Origin of the sequence: Bordetella muralis (assembly GCF_965139205.1) — a bacterium.
In the GTDB taxonomy this organism is placed as follows: domain Bacteria; phylum Pseudomonadota; class Gammaproteobacteria; order Burkholderiales; family Burkholderiaceae_B; genus Bordetella_A; species Bordetella_A muralis.
On record NZ_CBCSIU010000003.1, the window covers coordinates 322697 to 344788 of the forward strand.

A 22092-nucleotide genomic window follows, 5' to 3' on the forward strand; every position below is an offset into this window, starting at 1 on the left:
TCATTGTTGCCGGCCCGCTTGTTTGGATACCGGCCCTCTGTTTTCTGTGGCGTCCTGTACGTCAACGAGATGGATCCATTTCGCCCCGCGTCCCTTGCCCGTTGATTCGATCAAACCCTCTGCTTTCATCGCTCGCAGCACCAATCGCACCATGTCCCGACTCACACTTGGGCAAGCTTCTTCAACCTCGGAAATCGAAAATGGCAGAGTGCGCCCTAGGACTTCCGCCCGCACCCGGTCGCCTTTGCTGCCACGCCCCCGCTCGATGGTGCCGACACGCTCCTCAAACTCACGGCAAGCCCGCAGCAAGGCGCCCCAGAAGTAACCAAGCCAGGGCTTTACGTCGTGCTGCCCCTGGTGCCATCCCTGCGAACTGGCTTCCAGCGTCTCGTAATAACCTTCCTTGGTGTCCTCGAAGATGCGTTCCAGACTGATGTAGCGACCCACGGCATAGTCGAAGTGGTAGAGCAGCAGCAAGGTCAACAAGCGGGACATGCGACCGTTGCTGTCGGGGAAGGGGTGGATGCACAGGAAATCGAGCATCGCCAGCGGCACCAGTACCAGGGGGTCGGCCAGGTGCTGATCCAGTGCGGTAGCGTAGCGCCCTGTCAAATCAGCCATGGCCATCGGCGTGAGATGCGTAGCCACCGGCTGGAAGCGCAAGCGCGAAGTGCCATCCGGGTGACGCTCGATGATGTCGTTGTTGGTAGCTTTCCAGCGCCCACCCGCCTGCGGCATGTAGCGGTATAGCAGGGTGTGCAGTTGCAGCACTACGCCTTCGCTGAAGGGCATGTGCGCGGCCGATTCGTGGATCAGCGCCAGCGCATCACGGTAGCCGGCGATCTCCTGTTCAGAACGGCTCTTTGGCGTTGTGTTGCGGAAGACCAGAGACTTCAACCGCGAGGGCGCTACGACAACACCTTCCAGCCGGTTGGATGACTCCGTGGACTCCACCGCCGCGATCTGGCGTAGCCCCTTTAGGGCTTCGGGCGACTGCGCGGCGAAGAATTGCTGCTTCCCCTGGTACTCGCCCAGTGTGCGCAACGCGGCGGCCTGGGTGCCGTCAAAGCGAAGTGCGGCAAGGTACTCAGGTGTGAGCGAGTGCATGAAAATGTAAGCCTGAGCTGTGTAAACAGGGGCAATCATAGCTTATAAATGGGGTATTATCTCTAAAAATACCTCTTTACCTGTGTTTGACTACCCCATTTCCTGATCATTGGATCGGTCGTGAGAGGCTTGTATAGCCGACCAAGAAGGAAATGAGCGACATGAATCTCAAAAGGGGCAATAAATTCAAAATTACCCCATTTAATCCATTGTTTACCCCATTTCCCAGCGATCATCCTCGGGCAAAGGAAATGGCAAGGGAACGGCACCCAAGGGGCAACGGCCCTACCCAGAAAAGGAAAAGGCCGCACCTGTCTAATCGTTCTGCAACAATCGGCGAAGTTGCCCCTATATCGTGCCACTGCCCTCCGCCGCACTCAGGTAGTCCGCCCAGTCCTGCAACAGTGTCCTTCTCTGATCCAGCAGCAGCGCCTTGTTGTACGTCGCCCGCACCTTGTTGCTTTCCACGTGGGCAAGCTGCCGCTCAATCGCATCAGGCCGGTATCCGTTCTCATTGGCCCAGGTTGAAAAGGTCGTCCGCCAGCAATGCGGCGTCGTGCCCCGGCCCAGGTTCATGTCGCGCATGGCGTAGGTGAGCCGGTTGGGCGTGGTGAAGCCCTTGCCGCTCCGGTGTGGGAACAAATAGCGGCCACCGCCCGTGATGCACTGCAAATCCTTCAGTACGGTAATGGCCTGTGCAGACAACGGGCTGACATGGTCGCGCCGCGCTTTCATCTTCGCCGCAGGCCGACGCCACAACACATCCTCAAAGTCGAACTCGTCCCACTCGGCATCCGCCGCTTCCCCTGGACGGCAGGCGGTCAGCGCAATCAGCCGCAGGCACAACGAGGTTTCCGGATAGCCCCGGTAGCCGCGCAACTCCTGATAGAACTTCTGGATTTGCTCTCGCGTCATCGCCGACTTGCTCTCGCTGAACGGCACGCGTAGCAGCCCACGCAGGCTGAGAATTGGATTTGCCTCGACCAGGCCCCGCACCACCGCAAACTCAAAGATCGCCGAAAGATCACCTTTGACATGGATTGCCGCCCACGCGCCATGGGCCTTGCATTCCTCCAACAGCGGGCGAATCTGCTTCACGCCAATGTCGCTCATCGGCATCCCATCGAACTTGGGCGACAGATACTTCCTGATGCGGGACTCTTTCGTACGGTAGGAACTGAGCGCAAAGACAGGCTTGATCTCGGCCAGGTAAGCCTGCACTACCTTGGCGAACGAGCTTTCACGAGCACGCCTGCGTTCCTCCAATGCTTCCAGGTTGCGCTGCTTGATCTGTTGCCGCTCATGGGCAGGATGGACGCCTTGCTTGACCAAGGCTCGCGCCTTCTCGCGGGCCGCGCGCGCCTCCGCAAGACTTACTTGAGGAAAGCCGCCAATGGCAAAGAGATTCTCCTTGCCCTGCAGGCGGTACTTCCACCGCCAGAGCTTGCCGCCGGTGGGCTTGACCAGCAGGAACAACCCCCCGCCGTCTGATAGTTTCCAATCTCGATCAGTCGATTTGGCCGACCTGACCTTGAGGTCGGTGAGTAGGTTTTCGGGCATCGTTGGACTCCACTGCGGGGAGATGTACCCCCACGGTTGAACACGAGTACCCCCAACGCTACCCCCGAATTTTCTGGACCTCGATGAACAATAGGAACGCTCAGCAGACCGTATTGTTTCTGCAACCCATTGATTTACAACGGGCCAATCTGTCTACCAAGCGCTACTGAGCGCCACCGAGATCCAGCCAAAAACGTCAGACGTTGATCACACGTTAAACAAGAAATTCATCACATCGCCATCCTGCACGATGTATTCCTTGCCTTCTGCGCGCATCTTGCCGGCCTCTTTGGCGCCGCTTTCACCTTTGTAGGTGATGAAGTCGTCAAACGAGATCGTCTGCGCGCGGATGAAGCCGCGTTCGAAATCGGTGTGGATGACGCCTGCGGCTTGAGGGGCGGTGGCGCCGACCTTGACGGTCCAGGCGCGGACTTCTTTTACGCCAGCGGTGAAATAGGTCTGCAAGCCGAGCAGGCTGTAGCCCGCACGGATCAGACGGTCCAGGCCGGGCTCTTGCATACCCATGTCGGCCAGGAAAGCGACCTTGTCGGCATCGTCCAACTCGGCGATCTCGGCCTCGATGGCCGCGCAGATCGCGACCACTGGCGCATTTTGCGCCTTGGCGTATTCGGTCAGGCGATCCAGCAGCGGATTGTTTTCAAAGCCGTCATCGCTGACGTTGGCTACGAACATGGCCGGTTTCGCGGTGATGAAACCGAACGACTTCAGCGAGAACATTTCCTCGGCGTCCAGGCCCAGCGCTCGGATGGGCTGGCCAGCGTCCAGCTGTTTCTGGCAACGTTCGAGCAATGCAACCAATTTGGCGGCTTCCTTGTCGCCCGAACGCGCCAGCTTGTTGTTGCGGTGAACGGCTTTTTCGACGGTTTGCAGATCGGCCAGGGCCAGCTCGGTAGAGATGACTTCGATGTCGGCAATGGGATCGACTTTGCCTGCCACGTGGATCACGTTGGTGTCTTCGAAGCAGCGCACCACGTTGACGATGGCGTCGGTCTCGCGGATGTGCGACAGGAACTGGTTACCCAGGCCTTCGCCCTGGCTGGCGCCAGCCACCAGACCGGCGATATCCACGAATTCGACCACGGCGGGGACCACGCGCTCTGGCTTGACGATCTCGGCCAACTGAGCCAGCCGTGGGTCCGGCACTTCGACTACGCCCACGTTGGGCTCGATGGTGCAGAACGGATAGTTTTCCGCCGCGATGCCGGCCTTGGTCAGCGCGTTGAAAAGAGTCGATTTGCCGACGTTGGGCAGGCCAACGATGCCGCATTGCAGAGCCATGGAAATCCTTGATTATTCAGCATGATGCGCCCAACGCAGGGATCATGGTGGCCCGGCTCAGTTGCCGCGCCGCCCAGCCCTGCGCCGCCCCTCGGCGGGGTTTCAAAAGCGCTTTTTTATGCCTGACTTGTCCAAAATTATGTCGATTGTAGCCTTGTCCACACCCTGACGTTCGTGACCTCAGGCGGCACTCGACTTGCGGGGATCGTCGGCGTTGTAGCAAACGAAGGCTAACTTGTTTCCATCAGGATCTCGGACGTAAGCCGCATAGAAGCCCTCCCCATAGTGGGGACGCAAGCCGGGCGCTCCCTCAGATGTTGCGCCGTTGCGCAACGCCAGCGCATAGAGCTCGTCGATGAGCTCGACATCGCACTGAAAGGCGGTCATCACACCGTTGCCCACGTTGGCAGGCTGATCATCGAACGGGTAGCCGGTAATAAACCGGGGGAAAGACTCATCGGCGCTCTTGCCCCATGATGCACACCGCTCATCGAGCCAGCATTGCTCCAAACCCATTGCAGCAAAAATCGGCTCGTAAAACCGTACAGCGCGCGCCAAATCCTGGGTTCCGACCATCGTGTAGGCAATTCCTGCCGTTGCTTGCTTTGCCATGCCTCGCCTCGTTCAGTATTACGCAGCCAGATCCTGACTACAGAATATAAGCCGTGAATTCCGAGTTGGCCCCGCTCGGTATGGAATTCCAGGAAATAGAAAACCAAATCCGATGCAGCTTGGCCTGGACTTATATTTAGTACGCCTCGCGCGGGTTAATGGCTATTAACAGAAGCCATTTGCAGAAAGCGGGATAGGCGGCTAATTGCAACCGCGATTCAAAATATTTCGATTGCGGGTCAGACCGCACCGCCAAGATGAGTTCGATTCTGGATTAACTAAATAATCCCGCGATATATCTCATTAGACCCATTCCTTCATGGGAAGACCAGCGACCTTTCTCCGCAAAGACCTCGATTTGCCGAGATGGACCGAAGATACTGGCCTTATTTCTTTTCAGATTAATTAAATTAAAAAAATAACACAATTTCCTATATTTACTTATAGCAATTTGGATTTAGTCCATATTTCGATCGTGTAATGAATGTAATTATTTACGGGGCTTCAGGGAGTTTATTACAACGATCTTGATGCACTTTCATAGCAATCATAATTTTTTGAAAGAATTTGGTTGTTTGTCCCCTCTACGATTCATCGGCTCGCTACTCAGCACATGTAATTAAGTATCGAGACGTAACTACTCATCAGAGATGGCCTACGGAAGCCCGGAACATATTTGGACAAAAAGTCGCTGCCCAACCATTCCGCCGGCCATCTCTGCCCGTGACGTGATGAAAACAGTGAGGTCCCAGTGGTAAAGAGAATCGCAGTATGTGGCCTTGGATATGTAGGCCTGCCCGTAGCCGTCGCATTTTCCAAACGCTTCGATGTCATCGGTTTCGATGTGGACAAACGGCGAATCGCAAGGCTGAAAGAGGGAGACGACTGGACCGGAGAGATCGAGCGCGAAGCGCTGCTGGCATCACGCATGGTATTCACCGACCAGGTCACGGAACTGAAAGGCTGCGACTTCTTTGTCATTGCTGTACCGACTCCTGTCGATGACAGGAATAATCCCGATTTTTCTTTGCTGGTCAAAGCTTGCCAGTCGATAGGCCCCGTGCTGAGCCCCGGCTGCATCGTCGTCTTCGAATCCACCGTCCATCCTGGCGCCACCGAGGAAATCTGCGGACCGGAGTTGGAGAAAGCGTCGGGCCTGCGCTGCGGGGTCGACTTTAAACTGGGCTACAGCCCCGAACGAATCAATCCCGGCGATCGGGAGCATCCGCTGGAGAAAATCGTCAAGATTGTGTCCGGCCAGGATGAGGAGTCTCTGGAAGTCATCGCCGGTGTCTACGAAAAAATCATCGACGCAGGAGTGCACCGCGCCTCCTCCATCAAGGTAGCCGAAGCCGCGAAGGTGCTGGAGAACACGCAGCGCGACATCAATATCGCGCTGATGAACGAGATGTCGAAGATCTGCGATCTGGTCGGCATTCGCACCTCAGAGGTCTTGAATGCCGCGGGGACCAAGTGGAATTTCCTTAAATTCAGCCCCGGCCTGGTGGGTGGTCACTGCATCGGTGTCGATCCGTATTACCTGACCTCCAAAGCACAGGAGCTGGGCTATCACCCCGAGGTCATCCTGTCGGGACGCCGGATCAACGACGGCATGGCGGCCCACGTTGCATCGCGCGTAGTCCAGACGCTGGCGCGCAACGGCCGCCTCAATGCCTCGATCCGCGTGGGCATTCTGGGGATGACGTTCAAGGAAAACGTGCCCGATATCCGCAATTCGAAAGTGGTCGATCTCTATAACGCGCTCGGCGACTACGGTATTACCCCGGTGGCGTGCGACCCGATGGTCGACGCAGAGCAAATGGAACACGAATACGGCATCAAGCTCGTAGAACGTGACGAATTCCGAGATATGGACGTGCTGATTCTCGCCGTCCCGCACCGTGAAACCATGGAGTCCATCTGGGACGACCTGCCGAGTCTGGTCAAGAGCGGCGGCATGGTGTGCGACTTGAAATCTGTACTCGACAGCAAGCGGCTTCAGCCCGACCTCTTGTACTGGACTCTTTAAGTTCAGGCTCAGCTCAATATTTACCTCTAGAGGAGAGACCCTGAATGGCAGCTTTTACGATCGCTCCAATTGGAACCTGCCGCATCCACACGCCGCTACGCGACGCGGTAGGACGCTACCCCATCAAGCTGCAACTCGGGCGCAACTATGGGTTCGTGCACACCAGCACCGAGGCGCTACAGCAGGTGCGTTTCATGTTGGGCGACTATGATATCCCCGCCGACGTCCAGCGTGTGCTCTTCCGTCCGTCCAATGGCGAGCAGGCTCGCCTTGCGACGCACAAGCCCGCCGATCTCTATATGGTCGAACTGTCGTCGCGCAAACTGCTGACCATCGATGGCTACGCCGTCCAGTCGAACTACCTCGTACGATACTTCAGCGAGTTCTTCGCCGATCGGGCGCGCACCCGCAAGTTCTGGTCGCAGGCCCACCCCGACCGCCTTGCCGAACGGCGCACCTGGCTAGACCAGGATCCGGTCTTTAACAGCCTCTCGTCGGACGATAAAGAGTTGCTGGCCCGCATCGTAAAGCGCGATCTGACGGACGACGAGATCGAGCAGGAAATGCGCCAGCTTGTCGACCTGCTCGGCCAGGACAAGGTCGTGTTCGTCACGCACGTCAACGCGTTGACGCCGGACAACGTACCGATCGAACAACGCGAGCAGTTGATTGCCGCTGTCAACGCGGGTGCGCAGCATATCGGCGTGCCCTGCTACGATCCCACGCCGCAAATGAACAAAATTGGGCAAGCCGAGGCGATGGAGGACGGTGGGCTCGACCTGACTCACTACACGCCGTTGTTTGCCGAGCGCCTGGCGGCTGACTGGTACAAGAACTACATGCGCCCGAAAATGGGTGCATCCACAGCACAGCCTACCGTGCCCAAACTGGCCGCGGAAGAAAGCGTCGATGGGATTGAAAAACTCTGGGACTCGGGCGATCTGCGCGAGGCGTCGCGCCGTGTGCGCGATGTGCTGCGCCGTCATCCTGGCCTGCCCGACCAAGTTGTGCTGCTTGCCAGAATCCAGGAAGAACTGGGCGACTACGAGGGCTCGATTGCGCTTCTGAGCGACGCGGATGGCACCCTGGCATCCGGCAGCAAAGCCGAGCAGATCCTGATGCGCAACCACTTCAAGCTGGGACGGCACGATGTCGCGTACTCGCTCGCGTCTGGTCTGTTGGGTGATGAGATCGAAACTCCAGAGATCGTCCGTATTGCAGCGGTGTCAGGCGGCCAATTGGGCTTTGCGGACGAGGCGCTGGGCAATTGGAAACGCCTGTTCCGCATTTCTGCTGCGCAAGATGCATGGGCGCTGGAGGCGGCCGACACGGTGTTGGCACAATTGCAGTCCAGCGGCGACATGAACGCCGCCATTCGCTGGGTGCATGAAGTCCGCGCGGTGATTCCTGCCTATGGCCGAGGCTTTGCCGTGCTGTGGCGTGACCGGCTGGTGGCAAGAGATCGCTCAGGCCTGCGCACCTTGGCGTCAGAGTCACCCGCGCTCGACGACACGGTGGCCTTCGAGCTCGTCAAGGAGGCCTCGTGGCGAGGTTTCATCATGGCAGCCGCTGCGCTGGCGGTATCGTGCGGCCTGGCAAACAGCGAGCAAGAAGAAATCCGTGCCTGGCTCCTGTCGCAAAGCGCGGCATGGACCGAAGAAGGCACCCGTGCACTCGAAGAAGGACGTCTGCGCGACGCGGCCGAGCGTATCTCCGCCCACCGGCTGCTCAACCCCGACGCGCTGGCAGGAGTCCGTGCGCAACGCGCCTTTGCGCGTTCGATGCGCCTTGGCGTGCGGGCTGCGCTGTTGGCAGGTAATTACCAGGAGGTCATCGACCTCACAGACATCGCGCTCGATACTCAGGTTGAATTCCCTGAACTCGACGCCATGCGTGGCCGCGCGGCAGATGCGTTGGGCGACAAGCAGACGGCCAAGCAGCACCTCGAACAGGCTGCCGCCGCCGAAGCCGCGCCATTGAGCACGCGCTTGCACTTTGCGCGCGTGGCGTTCAACGGCGGCTGGTTCGGTGAAGCCATCGACGCCTATGAGGCTATCCTCGCCCATCCGTCAGCCGACCAGAACGCTAAAGAAGAAGCCGAACGTCAGCTCGGCAGACTCGGTTCCCGCGCGATCCGCGGCGCCCGCGAGATTCTGTCCGCCGGGGATCCGCGCGCGGCCTGGAATCTGTTGGAACGTGTGGCACAGTCGTGGCCACAGATGACCGAAGTGGATCACGAGAAGCGGCGCATCCTGGCCGTCTTGTACGCCGAAGCGCGCGCGCTCGATTCGTCGAGCACAACCGAACGTCTGGCGCTGGGAGAAAAGATTCTGCAACTCGTCCCGGATGATCCCGTCGGCCTGCGCCTGGCCGCCGTGGGCGCCATGCGCCTGCATCGCTTTGATCAAGCCCTGCCCTACTGGCGCATGCTCAAGGAACGGTCGGAAAATCCGGCGCAGTTCGATCACTATATCGAGCGCTGCCTGGTATGGATCGAAAAGCTCAATAGCAGGAAAGCAGCATGAACGACGACGTCCTGATTGCCGAGCAAGAGCACGTCTCGTCCGAACTGCAACGGATTCACACCCAACTCGAGGAAATCGTCACAGCGTCAAACCGGGTCCAGGTGGCGCAGGCCAACCTGGATCGCGCGAAGGCATTGGCGCGCGATCACCTGTCGGACCCGAAGGTACGTTTTCTTTTGCTGAAGCTAAAGGAAGCGGCCGGATTGAACGAGGGCATGTCCGAACAATGGGCGGCGTTGTTGCAAGAGTGTCCGGATGACCTCGAGATCGTCCGCTACCGCGCCACTCGCCTCGTGAAAGAGCGACATATCGACGACGCCCTGGCGTTGGTCGATCGTCATCTGCCCGAGTCGACAAAGAATCCCGACAGACTGCTCGCCAGAGCCAGACTGCTGAGTGACATCCGCGCGCATGAACAGTCGGACGCGCTGTTTCGCCGGCTGATCTCGCAATATCCTGATCGCAATAAAACGGTGGAGTTCGCCAAGCGTCTGCGTAAACGCGGATTGGTGGCCGACGCATTTGAAACGATCGCGCCGGTCGCCGAACAGCTGGCTCCCGGCAGCAAGGCGGCAGAACTTGCCGATGAACTAGCCAGCGACTTTGCTTTCTACCAAGCGCTGGAGCCTCAAGGCAGCTTGGCCGGCAAGGACATCAAGATAGTGTCGATGAAGCATGCAATTCTGCATTTTCGCGATCGGCATATCCCGGAAAGAACCCCCGACAAGCCGATCTCGGTCGCGCTGGTGACGGGCAGCCTTGGACCTGGCGGCGCAGAGCGGCAACTCACCCGGCTTGCCAGCGAACTGACCCGCATGGCGAATGCGCCGGAGCAGAGGCTCCCCACCGTGGTCGTACGGCCGAAGAAGGTCGAGGTACTGGTGAAGCAACACAGCGAACCTGCCGGCTCCAGCAAAAAACAGGGACTCGATTTTTTCCTGCCTGTCCTGACCAAGGCGCAGATTCCGGTTACGGAAATCAATCATCTGCCGGCTGTTTCGGTCGCGCATCAACCCGTGTCCGATGACAACCTGAGCCGCTTGCTGGAACAATTGCCGCCGCCCGTGCACTATGGTGTGACGCGCCTCGCGCCGGTATTGCGAGAAAATTCGTTTGACGTGGTGAGCCTGTGGCAGGATGGCACGTGTCTCTTTGGGGCCCTGGCGGCACTCCTGGCTGGAGCGCCGGTCATACACCTGGTGTTTCGCGGGTTGCCACCCAACATCCGAAAGGACCGCTTTCGCGAAGAGTATCCCGAGCTGTACCAGGCGCTGGCACAAGTGCCCGGCGTACAGTTCATGAGCAATAGCCGCAAGGCGGCCGAAGCCTATGCGGAATGGCTCGGCATTCCCGTCGTGCGCTTTCACGTGCTCTACAACGGCGTGCCGGATCTGTCGACCGACGCCTCGGTCGCCGATGAACAGAAGTGGGAGGCTTTCCAGGAAAGCACCGCCGACGCTACCGAAACCATCGGTGGCGTATTTCGCCTGGAGCCTGACAAGCGGCCACAGCTGTGGATCAAATTGGCAGCGCTCTACCTGAAACAGCGTCCGCAAGCGCGTTTCGTCATCGTAGGTGACGGGCGTCTGCATGACAATATTGTGGCATTGGCAGAAGAGCTGCACGTGACGAATCGATTGCTGCTCGTCGGCCTGTCGAATCACGTGGGCTTCTGGTATTCGCGTATGGATGTGAGCGTACTGCTGTCGCGCTATGAAGGCCTGCCGAACGTGCTGATCGAAGCCCAGCTGCTGGGAGTGCCCGTGGTCTCGACACCCGCCGGTGGTGCCGGAGAGTGCTTTGAGGAAGACGTGACGGGCCACCTCCTGAGCGATGTGGAGCACCCGGACATGCACGAGGCGTGCGAGAAAGTCGTCTCGATGGTGGACAAGGTGCGCGATGACGAAGCCTTGAGAGAGCAGAGCCGCCAGCGCGCGCAAAGGCTGTTTTCGCTGGATGCAATGCTGAGCAAGTTCCTCGGCTTGTGTGCGCCGCCCGTCATGCCCATGCCCGAGAACGATGAGTGCGTCGATATCGAGCCGATGCAACGAAAACTGGCCTGATTGCACACTCGTTTTTCCGCGTTTCTGAAGAGAAAAAATTCTATGCAAATGAACGCCCCGCCTTCGGGCCCGCGGCGCAAGGCGGCCATTGTTACGGTGCTGTTTGCCGCCGTGTTACTCACCGGATGCCAACTGCCTCGGTCCGGCCCGATGTTGAGCGAGATGACGGACGCTCACGATGCCAAGGACATTGTGGTGATGCCCGCCACGCACGAACTCGCGAGGGCGAGCAGAGTGCCCGATGCCGCCAATTTTCCCGCGCACTACCGTGACCTGACACAGGCCGGATTCGACCGTCTGGTCCCTGGCGACGGCATCAATGTGAAAGTATGGGAACGTGATGGACTGGGCGTTTTCGCGGCGGATCCGTCCGGCGTGAGCGACCTGGGCATTCAGGAAATCGACCGAACGGGGAATGTAAATTTCCCCATTTTGGGCAAATTCCGCGCTGCGGGCTTGACGCTGGCGCAACTGCACGACGCCGTCGTTGCTCGACTGAGCAAGCTCGTACTGGGCGCCGACGTCAGCGTGACACGCGCCCCCAACGCACGTGGGCAGGTGGTGACGGTACAGGGCAACCTGACCAAGCCGGGCATCTATCCCATCACTCAGACGTCACAGCGTCTCAGCAGCGCGTTGGCGCAAGCTGCGCCGGTGCAAACGAACCCGGACCAACTCATCATCAGTCTGCGCCGAGATAACCAAGTCGCCTCTGTGCGGCTGTCGGATATCTACCGCAATCAGGACAATGACGTCATGCTGCGACCTGGCGACGTGATTACTGCGTATGACGCGCGCCAGTTCCTGACGGTATTGGGTGCAGCCGGCAATCAAGGGCGAGTCACCATCAGCAAGCGTAACTACAGTGTGTTGGACGCGCTGGCCGACTCCAAAGGCCTGGATGACAAGCTCGCGGACCCGCGTTCCGTGTTCCTGTTTACGCCTGCGACGGCTGGTGTGAACGGCGGGCCGGATAAGCTGCCGGTGGTCTACCAGTTCGACCTCACGCGTCCGGAGCAGGTGGCGCTGGCTCGTGAATTTACCGTGCATGAAGGTCAGGCCATCTATATATCGGATGCGCCATTCACCCAGGTACAGAAGGTTCTATCCGCATTCCGCGTCACCATGAGTGCTGGCTTTAGTGCCACGCGGGCCATCGACAGCGGTTCTACCAGCTCACCGGCGGTGATTCCATAGCGTGTCGATGAACAACGAGGATCGGATCAAGAGCTGGCGCGCACGCCGCAAAGATGGCGTCTATACAGTGGGGGCCGGCGTCGCGGACTGGCGCCTGGACCCAGCCAAGCTGTTCGAGGCAAAAGCCCCGCCTGCGGTCTTGCTCAAGCCTCTGGTCGCACGTCTGCAGGGCGAGCCACACGACTCTGTGGCCGCCCGGCGGGCGGTGTACGAGGCCGTGCAGGCGGAACTGGATGGGGAAATCTCGCGCAGCGCCGTCGACGAAACGCTTGCCGACTTCTCGCGTCGGCGACTGCGGCTCATTGTGCGCCTGCTGGAGCTGGATATCCGTGCCAGCGTCGATGTCTTCGCGCCCGGATATATGCCCGCCAAGCTGGTGCAAGAAGACGAGCGGCTGGCCGCGGCACATACGCGGCGAGCAGAGCGGCGCAAGCAGGACGAGGCACGCGAGGCACGCCGGCATGCTTCGCGCAACGACATCGCGCTGGAAATCGAGATGTCCAAGGGCGAGGCAGGCGATCTCTCGATACTGCGTGAACGCTTGCAATTCCTGCATGGTGGCAATCATCCGACGCATGATGAACGGCACCGGCCGATCGGACGCACCCTGATGGCGATGTTCGTTCATCAGTTACATGTCATGCACGGCGAAAGCCGGATTGCCTTGGTGTGGGCTCTGGTAGGCCCGGTCGTGCTGCTGACGCTGATCTCGTCGCTGTACATCCTGATGGGCACGCACTACATCCTGGGCATGGACGTACAGACGTTTTCCCTGTTGGGTGCAACGACGTGGATCATGTTCCGGCAGATCATTTTCAGGAGCAGCGCCGCGTATATCTCGTCTCGCGGCTTGCTGAATTTCCAGGGAGTGACGCCGTTGATGTGCGCGCTGGTGCAGGCATTCATCTACCTGTCGGTGTATCTCGTTGTGTTTGCGGTATTGATCACGGCCGGCCACGCGCTGGAGCTCATCACGCTACCGCAAAGCTGGTCCGGGCTCGTCCTGTATGTCGTACTGATGGGAGGCTGCGCCGCAGCGGTGGGCGTGCTGTTCGGCGCGATTGCGACCTTCTGGCGTTTCTTTTTGCGGCTGGCGCCCGTGATCGAGCGTTTTCTTCAGATTTTCTCGGGCGTCTTCTTTGTCTCGGAGCAGTTGCCGGAACAGCTGCGTCCCTGGATGCTGTGGTCACCGTTCGCGCACGGCATGCAGCTGATGCGCTCCGTGTATTTCGAGGCCTATACATCGACAGACGCGAGCCTGACTTACTTCCTGACTTCCCTGGTTTTCCTGATGGTGGTCGCCCTGGCAGCCGAGCGCCTGGCCCGGCCCAATGTCCAGCCGATGTGAGGACAGACATGATCCATCTCAATGGGGTATCCGACGAACCGTATGCTTTTGGCGACCGACAGCCGCTACTGGCGAATGTCACGCTCGACATTCCTGTCGGACGCTACGCCCTGCTGTCGCATTCACCTGAAATGCATCGTCAAATCATCGATCTGCTGTGCAATTTGCGTCCACCGCGCCGGGGCTTTGTCAAGCATGACGGCAAGGTGTCGTGGGCAATAGGCCGGCAGGGTTTTATCCGCGGCAAGGCAACGGGCCACAGCATGATCGAGTTCGTGAGCGAGATGTACGAGATCGACGCCGACACCACCTACGAACTGGTCGCAGACCTGGTGAGCGAACCTCAAAGCCTGGCCAAGCCGATGGAACACTGGCCGCTTTATGTGCGACAGGAGTTCTCGTTCGCGCTGGCACTGGCCCCGGCCTTCGATGTCTATGTGATCGAAGGATCCATTCCGTTCGAGCCCTGCCGTTTCACACGCCTCTGGTTGGCGCTGTTCGAAGAGAGGCTGATTGGCCGGACACTCATTTTTTCCAGTTACCGCCACAACCAGATGGCGGACTATTGCTTCAAAGGCTTAATTTATGAACGAAGCACGCTCAACATCGAAGACGACCTCGACGAGTGCATCCGCAGATTCCCCTCTAGACGATCAAGGAGCGAATCCGGCAGCGCAGGCGATGACGTCTTCGGAGGCGGCCTCGAGGAAGGGCAACTTGGCTTCTGAGGGCGGCTCGGAGATCGAGCGCCGCCATCGTGAGCGGCGTGCGGCGCTGCGCGAACGCCGTCGCCACCGCTGGATCAACGCCTTCATCGTCGTGACGCCTGTCGCGATTGCCCTGGCCTATGCGCTCTTGATCGCCACGCCGCGCTACGAAGCGGAGTCGCGGTTTTTCGTGCAATCGGCATCCGCCCAGCAGTCCGCCATGAGCGGCGCTGCAGGTTTTCTTACCACAGGCAGTTCGGGCGGCATGCTGGGCGGATTCGTGGACGGCTGGGCCGTCAATGACTTCCTGAAATCACGCGACTGTATGCAGCAGCTCGACGAGAAAGTTGACCTGCGCCGCTACCTGACTCAGCCTGGCCCCGACCCGTTCAATCATCTCGCCGAGAATTCCAGCGAGGACGATCTCTACCGCGCCTATCGGGCAGCGGTACACGTGTCGTTCAATCCGCTGGAGCAGATCGACGTGTTGCGCGTCAGCGCGTTTTCGCCGGAGGACGCCGCGACGCTGTCAAAGGCGCTTATCGAACTGGCTGAAGAGTTCGTCAGCTCGATGAACAAGAAAGGCGTCGCCGACAAGCTAAAGGTCAGCGAGGCGTCGGTCAAACTCGCCGAGCAAAAGGCGCTCGCTGCCCGCGATGAGTTGACGACGTGGCGCACCACGCACGGCAATATCGATCCGACTGCCACGGTGTCCATGCTGCTGAACCTCTCCAGCCAGCTTGAAGCCGAGCTCAGCACGGCGCAGATCAATCTCGACAAAATCCGCGCGCTCGGCAACAAGGACCATTTCATGCTGAAGCCTGCAGAACTGCAGGTCGCAGCATTGAAGAAACGGTTGGCGGCAGTGCGCTATCGTCTGAGCGGCGAAGGCAATACGGAAGCGCAGCAGTTGAAGTCATATGAGGCACTCCGAAATGCGCAGGTCTTTGCCGATTCAAACCTCACGCTGGCGCAGCAATCGCACCAGCAGGCCGTGACCGACGCCCTGCGCTTGCAACGCTATCTGTCCATTATCGCGCAGCCGGTCCCGACTGATCGGCCCAGCAGCCCACGCACTGCGCTTTTATTGCTGCAAGCACTGGCGTTGGGCTTTGTCCTCATGTTCGCCATTCGCGCAGCGATGGCATTGTTGAGAGGATTGCGTCATGGTTGATACGGCTACTGCAAATCGAGCTGCCGAGCCTGATGCCACGACGCGGCTGCGCGAAGTCATCAAAGCTATTCTGGATGCGGACGATCCGGTACATGAGATGGCCGCACTGGAGCCCGCGCTGGCGCAGGTGGGCGACGGCTGGCGTGATGGCCGCCGCTTGCTGGTTACACCCCTGGTACGAGCCGGCAGGATCGAGCCGGCAATTGCCGCGCTCGAGATACTCATCAAGGTCTATCCCTCGCGAGCCGATGAGCGCCGGTTGCTCGCGAGTCTTTTCGGCCGTACGGAACAGTGGGAGCGTGCCATCGGCGAGGCGGATGCCGCCGCACGCATCGACCCGGATGCTGCAGCACTGCACGCAGCGCGGATTCAACTGCGCGTACAGGCCGGGCGTGTGACTGATGCCGCCGAAGTAGCTAGAACGACTATCGACATGGCGAGGCGCCACCTCGACGAAGCGTACTGGTGGATGCTGGCCTTCGTGCGCAATGGTGACGTGAGCGAAGCGGCGAACCTCGCAGCAGACTTGAACGCGGACCAGCTGCCTAACGAACGCGTGGCCACGATGGCCGTGCGAGCCTTGCTCGAGGATGGCAGAGTCGACGCCTCGATCCAGCTTGGCAACGCCGCATTGAGCGTGGGACACGATTGCCCGCCCTTGCGCACGACGTTGGGCATGGCTCACCTGCGGCGCGCTCACGAAGACGATCGCAAAATACATGCGCTGACGCATTTCGAGGCGGGATTGAAGGCGTCGCCAGCGGATGTAAGGTTGCTGTCGCTGTATGGCGAGACCTTATTGCGGGCGGGACGCTATAAGGAATCGGTGGCGCCTTTGAAGCAGGCCGTCGACCTGGCACCAGAGCTGGAGCAGACACGCGGCCTCTATGCCCGCGCGTTGCGCTATACGCTGCAATATGACGAGGCCGCCGATCAGTTGATGAAACTGCTCGAGCGATCGCCCGAGAAACTGATGTGGCAGCGTTCAGCCATCGGCGCGCTTTCCCAGGCGGGCCGCAAACAAGCGGCCGAAACGCTGTTTGAACAGCATGTCGCACAACGCAGCGCGCAGCTCCCGACAACATTCCAAGCGGCCATGACTCAGCTTGAGGCACGATTGGATACCGCGCCCATACCGCAATCACGGCTCGACTGGGCCTGGTCGATGCGCGGCGATCGTACCGTCGATCGCGCGCAGTGGGAACGCCGGGCACGCTGGGGCCACCTGGTCGATCATCTGCTACTCGATTGGCTCGAATGCCGCGAAGACAACGCGGAGGAAGCCATGCATCTGCTGGGCGAGCTTGATACCGCCGAGCGTTTCTTCGCGCCACTGCTGGCGGCCGGTCGCGGCGTCGTCGTCGCCACCGCGCACGTCGGTCCCATGTACGCTGGGCTCATGGCCCTGGAACTGCTGGGCATTCCCTCGCGCTGGCTCGCCACGGCGCCCAGTGTTGCGCAGAGCAGCTATTCCACCGCCTTGATTTCCACCGCAGACCAAACCGAAGCGCAGGTCGCCAAGGCCTGCATGCGAGCACTCGGGTCAGGCTATGTGCTATGTCTGGCGATAGACGGCGCAGCGAACCCGGCCGCACCACGCACCCACTTCGAAGGCCAGGACGTGACCTATTCCAGCTTCGCGTCTCACCTGGCCCATCGGCACCGCGTGCCGTCGGTCTTCTACACACCCAGATGGGAAAATGGCCGGGTGACGTATACACTGGAAATGCTGCCCACCGCCGAGCCTGGCGAAGACGCCGAAGCGTACTCCCAGCGATGGCAGAAAGCGTATTTCGAACATCTCAGAGAACATCTGGCCGGACCGCCGGAGAACCTGCGCCTGAGCGGAGGAATCTGGCGTCACGTGACCGCCGCGGATCGATCCGCGCAGGTTTAGAGAGCGAACGTCAATGAAGCCAATGACGATGCTACGCGGGTTGCTCACCGCGCTCATGTTGTATGCCTGCGGGGCCGCGGCGAATGAGTCGTGCCAAACTCCGGCCGAGAGCTGCCCGTTTATTTCGTCCCTGCTCGAACATCGTGAAGGCTACGGGGCCAAGGCCACCGGGGGATTGAACGGGAAACTCATCGAGGTCACGTCCGACAAAAACGCCGGCCCCGGCACGCTGCGCGCTGCCCTGCAGCAAGCGAAAAAAGCGCCCGCCTGGATCCGCTTCGCATCCGACATGACCATCGTCCTGGAATCCCAGCTGCGTGTGCCGTCGAATACGACAATCGATGGGCGTGGCAGAAAAGTCACCTTGATCGACGACGGGCTAGGCGTATACGGCAGCAAGAATGTCATTCTCACGCATCTGACGATCGATGGCCGCCTGACCAGGCTCACACAGGCAGTCAATGTCGCCAATGGCAGCCGTGACGTGTGGATCAACCACCTCGATCTCTCGCGTATGTCTGACCGCCTGCTCAACGTGAAGAATGGCTCTACCGATGTCACTGTTTCTTGGACGAAATTCCATGACTCAAACAAGGTCATGTTGCTCAACAACATTACCTCGAAGGATTTGTTCAAGAATTATGACCGGGACTCCGTTGCACGGGTGACGCTGCATCACAATTATTTTTTCAATACCGTCCAACGCAATCCAAGAGCCCAATTCGGTAACTTCCACCTGTTCAATAACCTGCTGGAAAACTGGGATTTCTACGGTATGAGTTTCAGCCTGGAGGCCAAGGCCTTGGTCGAAGGCAACATTTTCAGCAATGACGCGCAACGGCCGTGCGTGGAGCCTGAGTTTTTCCCTACGGTGGAAGGCATCAACGTGAACTACTGTCGCTATATACCCATCGCGCCCAAAAGAACCGCGCTGGAAAACGGCGAGTCCGATCGCGGGGCGTACGAAAAGCGCAAGACCCAACATGGCTACACGCGAGACTACAAGGCTTTCTTGCGATTGAAAGACAACCTATATCTCGGCGATGCGGTGCCAGTGTTGGAGGACTACCGTGGCGAACTCGTACCCACGCCGCCGTATTGCTACAGTTATGAGGAGCCAACGCCGGGGTTGGCGCAAAGGATCCGCGAGTTCGCGGGAAATACCGCTGACGATGTCCCGTTGTCGAAACCCTGGGTCGGCGCAGATTGCTCCCGGTGAGCTGGGCCCGTTCATCTGAACGCAGGCTCTCCGCTGAGGCCGTGCTTGCCGAGTGGCGGCGCACCGCCATCTTTGCAGGCAACGACGATCTACGTTTGGCTCGTGTCCATCGCCACGCTATCGCTCTTTTGCGTCGGGCCAGTCACGATTGAAATGTGCACCGCGGCTTTCGTGGCGTGCCTCGGCGGCCTGGACGATCAGTGCGGCCACTTGCAGCAGATTGCGCAGCTCCAGCAGATCGAGACTGACGCCTTCTGCCTGCCATAACCGCTCTGTCTCTGACATCCACTCGGCAATGCGCCGCGCCGCGCTGGACAGCGTGGCGTCGCTGCGCACGATGCCGACCTCGCGACTCATCAGCTCACGCAACGCCCGTCGGGTATGCGCAATGTCAGCGTCAGCCTTGCCAGCGATCTGCACATGCCAGACGGGCGCCTCGGCGCGACGCGGATCAGGCATTGCTGCGCCAGACCGAACACGTACGCCAGACGACGCCAGGACAGTCTGCGCGGCCCCGCGCCCCATGACCACGCATTCCAACAATGAGTTGCTGGCCAATCGGTTGGCCCCGTGCAGGCCCGTGCAGGCGGTCTCGCCGATCACATAGAGGCCCGGCAATTCTGTACGGCCATCAACATCGGCAACGACACCTCCGCACGTGTAGTGCGCAGCCGGCACGACCGGAATCGGTTGGACCGCCATATCAATGCCGATCACCAAACAACGCGCATAAATGTTGGGAAAATGCGCCAGCAAAAAATCACGTGGCCGGTGACTGATATCCAGATACACGCAATCGAGCCCATGGCGTTTGATTTCCTGATCAATGGCGCGGGCCACTACGTCGCGCGGCGCCAGCTCGGCACGGTCATCGTACGCAGGCATGAAACGCGTGCCATCCGGCCGGCGCAACAAACCGCCTTCGCCGCGCACCGCCTCGGAAATCAAAAACGTCTCTCCCGCCGGGTCGTACAGACTGGTGGGATGGAATTGAATGAACTCCAGATTAGCGACACGGCATCCGGCGCGCCAGGCCATGGCAATACCATCGCCCGTTGCGGTCGATGGCGTGGTGGTATGCGCATATACCTGCCCCGCGCCCCCCGTGGCCAACACCACATGTGCCGCCGCTAAAGTCACGATCTGATTACGCCGCATATCCAGGACATGCAGGCCTCGGCACCCCGCTTGCGGCGTCCAGACCAGATCAATCGCGCAATGCTGTTCGAGCAAAGTGATGTTCGGATGGCTGCGCACTCGCGCACTGAGCGCGGCGATGATCGCGCGGCCTGTCGCGTCATCAACGTGCGCGATGCGGCGACGGCCGTGTCCCCCTTCCCGCGTCAAATGCAGCGCGCGCTGTCCTGTCGAGACCGGCGTGAAAACCACGCCCTGGCGTTGCAACCAGTCAATGGCATCGGGCGCGCTGGACGTCATCCGGCGTGTGGCCTCAACGTCGCACAACCCCGCTCCTGCGGTCAGGGTGTCCTGTACGTGCTCATCCACGCTGTCTTCGGGATCCAACGCGGCTGCGATACCGCCCTGGGCGCAATTGCTGGCGCTGTGGTCGATGGCGTCCTTGGCGATCAATGCCACACGCCGATGCGGCGCCAGTTCCAATGCCGCCGAGAGGCCAGCCAGACCAGTGCCGATGATAAGCACGTCGTAGTCCATATGAATTGCGCTCCTGTCCCTCAGGCCGGCCCTACATTGGCATACAGCGTCGTATCGCGTGCCATATCGCCGCTGGCGCGCACGCGTTGTTTGCGCTCGTCGGCAAACGCCAGCATGCGATCAATCGGTTTCTTGGCTAGCCTTCCCAGCTCCGGATCGAGCGTGATAGCGTTGCGACCGTGTTCCAACACAGCGGCCAGGTTTGACAACGCGTTCATGGCCATCCAGGGACAATGCGCGCAACTCTTGCAGGTGGCGCTGTTGCCAGCGGTCGGCGCGGCGATAAAGGTCTTGCCGGGCGCGGCCTCGCGCATCTTGTACAAAATGCCCTGATCGGTGGCGACGATGAATGACTCGGCATCCAGCTTGCGGACGGCGTCGATCAGTTGTGTGGTGGAGCCAATTACGTCCGCCTGCGCCAGTACCGGCTGCGGCGACTCGGGATGCGCCAGCACTTTGGCCTGCGGATAATCGGCGCGCAACAATTCGAGCTCGGTACCTCTGAACTCGTCATGTACGATGCAGGCGCCCTGCCACAGCAGCATGTCGGCGCCAGTCTGACGCTGCACGTAATCGCCCAGATGCCGGTCGGGTGCCCACAGAATGCGCTCCCCGCGCGCGTGCAGATCGGCCACGACGTCCAATGCGATAGACGACGTCACGACCCAATCGGCCCTGGCTTTGACCGCAGCGCTGGTGTTGGCATAGACGACCACGGTACGGCCCGGATGAGCGTCGCACCAGGCGCTGAAGGCGTCCGGTGGACACCCCAGGTCGAGCGAGCAGGTGGCCTCTAGATCGGGCATGAGGATACGTTTGTTCGGGCTCAGGATCTTGGAGGTCTCGCCCATGAAACGCACGCCGGCCACGACCAGTGTGTCGGCGGGATGGTCGCGTCCGAAGCGGGCCATTTCCAGAGAATCCCCCACACAGCCGCCGGTGGCCTCGGCCAGCTCCTGCAGATCGGCATCGACATAGTAATGAGCCACCAGTACCGCGCGTTCGCGCTGCAGCAGGTCGCGGATACGTTCGACTAATGCAGCCTTTTGCTCTGTCTGCAGCGGCTCTGGCACATGAGTCCAGGCCTGGGCTACGGGCGTGAGGCCGGCAGCAGACCGAACGGGTAGATCACATTCGATCGTTCTAGGGGCGAGCGTTTCCATCGCTAAGTCTCCATTGGGCGCCATCTCGACAGCATTCTTATATGCTCAGAATGAGCATATTTAGACCAAAAAAAGAGCACAGGCAGTTATGCTACCTTTGAGCATAAGTTCGTGTAAAGCCCTATTTCTGCGTCCGAGGCACTCGTGTGTCGAAGCACTCGTGGCGCACTATGAAAACACCGCAAGCAGCGCTTGGGCATTTTCAACCAGCGGTTTACGCATTCCAGCCAACGCGCGGTTTCGTTACAGACTTCCCCGCAGCTTTCACTCTACTGTCACGTCCCCCTTTTAGGCTTGCATCGGCTTGACGCCTCGTCGCGTCGAGCCGTTTTTCATCCTTCGCAAACCTCGGACCTATGCCCACCCTTTCCTCTATACGCCTGTTGGCCGCGTCTCTGGCGATGGCCGTTCTGCTGGCGGCCTGTGGCAGCGGCGATGACGACGACTCATCGCCCGCCCCCAGCGAGCCCGGTACCGAACAGCCCGCGCAACCCCAGTTGCGCTGCGCGCCCTGATGC

At 59.9% G+C, this 22092-nt stretch carries 16 protein-coding genes; 10 read left to right on the plus strand and 6 right to left on the minus strand.

The features are described from left to right. From ACNA0I_RS08150 to ACNA0I_RS08165, 4 genes are all read right to left on the minus strand, one after another. Window positions 1-1107 carry a Fic family protein gene (locus ACNA0I_RS08150; RefSeq protein WP_415805570.1) on the minus strand — a complete coding sequence of 369 codons (1107 nt, stop codon included), beginning with the start codon at window positions 1105-1107 and terminating at the stop codon, window positions 1-3. Between the two features lie 348 nt (window positions 1108-1455). Further along, a complete protein-coding gene (locus ACNA0I_RS08155) occupies window positions 1456-2667 on the minus strand; it encodes a tyrosine-type recombinase/integrase (protein ID WP_415805571.1) in 1212 nt (403 codons plus the stop codon). Window positions 2668-2874: 207 nt separating this feature from the next. After that, window positions 2875-3966, minus strand: coding sequence for a redox-regulated ATPase YchF (ychF, locus tag ACNA0I_RS08160; RefSeq protein WP_415805572.1), 1092 nt, complete (start codon window positions 3964-3966; stop codon window positions 2875-2877). A gap of 180 nt (window positions 3967-4146) precedes the next feature. Continuing rightward, window positions 4147-4578: a VOC family protein gene (locus tag ACNA0I_RS08165; RefSeq protein ID WP_415805573.1), complete on the minus strand. Its 432-nt coding sequence runs from the start codon at window positions 4576-4578 to the stop codon at window positions 4147-4149. 751 nt (window positions 4579-5329) lie between these two features. Here ACNA0I_RS08165 and ACNA0I_RS08170 point away from each other — a divergent pair. Genes ACNA0I_RS08170 through ACNA0I_RS08210 form a run of 9 tightly spaced genes read left to right on the plus strand, consistent with a single transcriptional unit; the run spans window position 5330 to window position 18737 of the window. Next, the gene (locus ACNA0I_RS08170) at window positions 5330-6607 is read left to right on the plus strand and encodes a nucleotide sugar dehydrogenase (RefSeq protein ID WP_415805574.1); all 1278 of its coding nucleotides are present in this window, start codon (window positions 5330-5332) and stop codon (window positions 6605-6607) included. A 44-nt stretch (window positions 6608-6651) separates the two neighbouring features. Then, window positions 6652-9132 (plus strand): hypothetical protein, encoded by a 2481-nt coding sequence (locus ACNA0I_RS08175; protein ID WP_415805575.1) that lies wholly within the window; start codon window positions 6652-6654, stop codon window positions 9130-9132. Further along, entirely contained in the window at window positions 9129-11195 is a 2067-nt protein-coding gene (locus ACNA0I_RS08180; RefSeq protein WP_415805576.1) for a glycosyltransferase, read from the plus strand. Before ACNA0I_RS08175 ends, ACNA0I_RS08180 begins: the two co-directional genes overlap by 4 nt. A 42-nt stretch (window positions 11196-11237) precedes the next feature. Further along, window positions 11238-12392 carry a polysaccharide biosynthesis/export family protein gene (locus ACNA0I_RS08185; RefSeq protein WP_415805577.1) on the plus strand — a complete coding sequence of 385 codons (1155 nt, stop codon included), beginning with the start codon at window positions 11238-11240 and terminating at the stop codon, window positions 12390-12392. A gap of 7 nt (window positions 12393-12399) precedes the next feature. Then, window positions 12400-13740, plus strand: coding sequence for an ABC transporter permease (locus ACNA0I_RS08190; RefSeq protein ID WP_415805634.1), 1341 nt, complete (start codon window positions 12400-12402; stop codon window positions 13738-13740). Window positions 13741-13748: 8 nt separating this feature from the next. Next, window positions 13749-14468, plus strand: a complete 720-nt coding sequence (locus ACNA0I_RS08195) for a P-loop NTPase family protein (protein ID WP_415805578.1) — start codon at window positions 13749-13751, stop codon at window positions 14466-14468. Then, window positions 14422-15621, plus strand: coding sequence for a sugar ABC transporter (locus ACNA0I_RS08200; RefSeq protein WP_415805579.1), 1200 nt, complete (start codon window positions 14422-14424; stop codon window positions 15619-15621). Before ACNA0I_RS08195 ends, ACNA0I_RS08200 begins: the two co-directional genes overlap by 47 nt. Beyond that, window positions 15614-17518 (plus strand): tetratricopeptide repeat protein, encoded by a 1905-nt coding sequence (locus tag ACNA0I_RS08205; protein WP_415805580.1) that lies wholly within the window; start codon window positions 15614-15616, stop codon window positions 17516-17518. The genes ACNA0I_RS08200 and ACNA0I_RS08205 overlap by 8 nt, the downstream gene beginning before the upstream one ends. A 22-nt stretch (window positions 17519-17540) precedes the next feature. Continuing rightward, window positions 17541-18737, plus strand: coding sequence for a pectate lyase family protein (locus ACNA0I_RS08210; protein ID WP_415805581.1), 1197 nt, complete (start codon window positions 17541-17543; stop codon window positions 18735-18737). A 117-nt stretch (window positions 18738-18854) separates the two neighbouring features. Here the strand turns inward: ACNA0I_RS08210 and nadB are convergent, their stop codons facing one another. Beyond that, entirely contained in the window at window positions 18855-20411 is a 1557-nt protein-coding gene (nadB, locus tag ACNA0I_RS08215; protein WP_415805582.1) for an L-aspartate oxidase, read from the minus strand. A gap of 20 nt (window positions 20412-20431) precedes the next feature. Then, window positions 20432-21574 (minus strand): quinolinate synthase NadA, encoded by a 1143-nt coding sequence (gene nadA / locus ACNA0I_RS08220; RefSeq protein ID WP_415805583.1) that lies wholly within the window; start codon window positions 21572-21574, stop codon window positions 20432-20434. A 356-nt stretch (window positions 21575-21930) separates the two neighbouring features. Between nadA and ACNA0I_RS08225 the strand changes: the two genes are divergently transcribed. Then, a complete protein-coding gene (locus ACNA0I_RS08225; protein ID WP_415805584.1) occupies window positions 21931-22089 on the plus strand; it encodes a hypothetical protein in 159 nt (52 codons plus the stop codon). The last annotated feature ends 3 nt before the right edge of the window (window positions 22090-22092 follow it).

Coding starts and splice junctions, on each gene's coding strand:
- ACNA0I_RS08150 (WP_415805570.1), bottom strand. CDS start 1,107: ATGCACTCGCTCACACCTGAGTACCTTGCCGCACTTCGCTTTGACGGC.
- ACNA0I_RS08155 (WP_415805571.1), bottom strand. CDS start 2,667: ATGCCCGAAAACCTACTCACCGACCTCAAGGTCAGGTCGGCCAAATCG.
- ychF (WP_415805572.1), bottom strand. CDS start 3,966: ATGGCTCTGCAATGCGGCATCGTTGGCCTGCCCAACGTCGGCAAATCG.
- ACNA0I_RS08165 (WP_415805573.1), bottom strand. CDS start 4,578: ATGGCAAAGCAAGCAACGGCAGGAATTGCCTACACGATGGTCGGAACC.
- ACNA0I_RS08175 (WP_415805575.1), top strand. CDS start 6,652: ATGGCAGCTTTTACGATCGCTCCAATTGGAACCTGCCGCATCCACACG.
- ACNA0I_RS08180 (WP_415805576.1), top strand. CDS start 9,129: ATGAACGACGACGTCCTGATTGCCGAGCAAGAGCACGTCTCGTCCGAA.
- ACNA0I_RS08185 (WP_415805577.1), top strand. CDS start 11,238: ATGCAAATGAACGCCCCGCCTTCGGGCCCGCGGCGCAAGGCGGCCATT.
- ACNA0I_RS08190 (WP_415805634.1), top strand. CDS start 12,400: ATGAACAACGAGGATCGGATCAAGAGCTGGCGCGCACGCCGCAAAGAT.
- ACNA0I_RS08195 (WP_415805578.1), top strand. CDS start 13,749: ATGATCCATCTCAATGGGGTATCCGACGAACCGTATGCTTTTGGCGAC.
- ACNA0I_RS08200 (WP_415805579.1), top strand. CDS start 14,422: ATGACGTCTTCGGAGGCGGCCTCGAGGAAGGGCAACTTGGCTTCTGAG.
- ACNA0I_RS08205 (WP_415805580.1), top strand. CDS start 15,614: ATGGTTGATACGGCTACTGCAAATCGAGCTGCCGAGCCTGATGCCACG.
- ACNA0I_RS08210 (WP_415805581.1), top strand. CDS start 17,541: ATGACGATGCTACGCGGGTTGCTCACCGCGCTCATGTTGTATGCCTGC.
- nadB (WP_415805582.1), bottom strand. CDS start 20,411: ATGGACTACGACGTGCTTATCATCGGCACTGGTCTGGCTGGCCTCTCG.
- nadA (WP_415805583.1), bottom strand. CDS start 21,574: ATGGAAACGCTCGCCCCTAGAACGATCGAATGTGATCTACCCGTTCGG.
- ACNA0I_RS08225 (WP_415805584.1), top strand. CDS start 21,931: ATGCCCACCCTTTCCTCTATACGCCTGTTGGCCGCGTCTCTGGCGATG.